This is a genomic window from Wolbachia endosymbiont of Protocalliphora sialia (genome assembly GCF_053891855.1).
The window spans coordinates 208,826-211,296 of record NZ_JAIUJX010000001.1 but is presented as its reverse complement, the minus strand read 5'-3'; the positions used below and the strand labels follow the sequence as shown (position 1 = coordinate 211,296).

Here is a 2,471-nt window from a genome sequence, read left to right as displayed (position 1 = left end):
ATCAACCATTTTTTTTTGGTCTAGTTTATGGGGTGCATTATAGTTTCTTTTCTTGTCATCCCAGTGCTTGACACCCATTTGTTCCTATAGTTGTCTTTTCTCATCTACCTCATTTTGCTAAGTAAGTTTTTGCAGCTTGCATTCTATTACAAAACCACTGTGGTACTAACGAGTGGCAAAATGGTAGCGAATCTAAACTAAAAAGAATACATTTTTACACTGCTTGAAAGTCTACTCGATTCAATTTTAAAAACAATTATAATATACTTTGTGCGTGGTTAAGATAGCTCTGGAATGATTAAAGAATTGAGTCATCAGTTGAGTAAGACTCATCATTTATGTCCGTTACAGAGGAAAATTGCTCAGTTAATGTAGTCATTTTTCTACCTTTTCCACTGTTTGTTAATTCAAATACATCAGCTGGGCAGTGGCCTGAAGAATCTTGATTAGTAGTTCCTTTTGCAATAAAAAAAGATGGTTTATCGTTAAGTAACTTGCAGAAATTTGGCTTATATTCCTTTTTCATACAGTTTAAACTTATATATTGATATTTATCTGGAATATTTGAGTATTGTGGATCATATTTTTTATGTTCAAAAAACTCATTACCTAAGAAGTTACAAAACGTTAATTGATAATCATCATTATTACTGGACTGAACAACTTTGAGGTAATGAAAATCTCTAGGAATTTTCATCTCTTCTTCTTTTGTAGTATGGTTATATATGACAAGCTCACCATTTAGCATATGATAGCCAATTTTCGGTAAAGTAGCTACAAGCTTACCATTTTCTTCTTCATTGATATCATCCGACAATTTTTTTTCTTGCTGCAAAATAGAATTCTGCCCTGCCTTAATTGAGCTTTCTGTTGCTTCTAATACACTGCACTTCTCAGACTTAGTTAAGCTTTCTATTACTTTTGATATCTCACTGATTTCTAATATATCATGTTCATTTTTTGTGTATTGATATTTGTAGCAACTACCATCTTTACATACTGGAAGACATTTTCCTTCTTCATCTGATATATAGATATAATCACCTTCTATTGTAAAATAAAGTCCACCTTTTTCTTCTTTAATCTTTTCTAGTACTGGGTCATTTTCATCGTTAAAATTGATAAAATTGAGCATTCCAAATAAATAATTTCCTTGATCATCACTCATTATGAGTTGAACACCAAAATTATTAGTGTCTTTTATGTACTTACGTGAAATTAACGCTTCTTCTCCTAATTTAAGCTGTTTTATAATATTCTCTTGATTCTCGCCTATGATAGCTTTTTGTTCTATAATAAAGTCCATGCCATTTAATTTCAGAGGTGAGTTGTTTGTAAATAAAACTATCTCATCACCCTGCTCCTTTAACTTTAAATCATTAATATTCCCTACTTCAACTGTACCAATATGTGAAGAAACAGTATTAACATTACCATTTTCCTTTACTATGTAATATGCAGTGGGAAGTTTAATCAATTTTTTATAAAGCGGATTTTTATCGTCTATTTTAAATATATGTTTTTCCATGATATTACCTTAAATAACCAATAACTTGCTGATTAATGGCACTGAGGCTACTAGGAGGAGCAACATAACTCATAAAACTCCTTGGCTGCTCATTATCTGCCACTATTTTTTCAGTATTAACGAAAGCTCTTTTCTGCTCATTTAATCTTTTTTCCATATTATCTTTAAAAATAGCCAAACATTTACCGGTTTGTTTGTAATTAGGGAATGATTTTTTCGCAGTTACACACAAGAACTTCAACAACTCGTTATGATTTTCATCATTAAGTAATGACTTATTGATAATGGTTGACTGTAGTTCCATTGGATCAAAATTTAGACTTCTCTTTGAAATGCCACATTTCACAGCTGTTGCTCCTAATACTTCTTCAAATTGTATTACAATATCTGCTGCATTTATTATTTTTGCTACTTCCTGTATTTCATTTTTTACTTTATATTCATCCTGTCCTACCGCAGGGTAAAAGAAATTTATTACTTGAGATATAAATGAAGTTGGTCTGCTTGCTCCGCTTGTCACTGATGATTTTTTAATTTCCCTCCTTCTTCTACGTGCACCACAAATTTGATCTGCTGGACTTGTTCTACAAAATATCTCTTTTGTTTTACTATAGAGCGCCTCTGTGTCTCTTTGCGATCGCAAAGCTTGAGTGTTAAAACTTTTAGCATTTTTTGTAAAAATAGCTGTTTTATTGTGCAGTTCTTCGACTTTGTTTGCAAAACCTTCTGAAGCATTTTTAGCTGCCTCTGCTGCTTTTTTAGCATCCAGAGTTTCATTTTTTGCTTTTCTTATCTCACGTAAAAACTGATCAGCTAATGTAGCACCTATTCCATCTATACCGGGCTCACCTTTTATGCCTTGAGGACCAATATCTCCTTTTAATCCATCTATACCGGGCTCACCTTTTATGCCTTGAGGACCAATATCTCCTTTTAATCCGTC

The 2,471-nt window shown here is 32.3% G+C and carries 2 protein-coding genes; both read right to left on the bottom strand.

All coding sequences use genetic code 11. The features are described 5' to 3' along the window. Nucleotides 1-298: 298 nt before the first annotated feature. Nucleotides 299-1,528 carry a hypothetical protein gene (locus LB100_RS00830; protein ID WP_456201015.1) on the bottom strand — a complete coding sequence of 410 codons (1,230 nt, stop codon included), beginning with the start codon at nt 1,526-1,528 and terminating at the stop codon, nt 299-301. 4 nt (nt 1,529-1,532) lie between these two features. Next, the coding region (locus tag LB100_RS00825) for a collagen-like triple helix repeat-containing protein (RefSeq protein WP_456201014.1) at nt 1,533-2,471 on the bottom strand (939 nt) is incomplete at its 5' end.

Excerpts from the sequence above, each read along its gene's own strand:
- LB100_RS00830 (WP_456201015.1), bottom strand. The coding sequence starts at position 1,528 with ATGGAAAAACATATATTTAAAATAGACGATAAAAATCCGCTTTATAAA.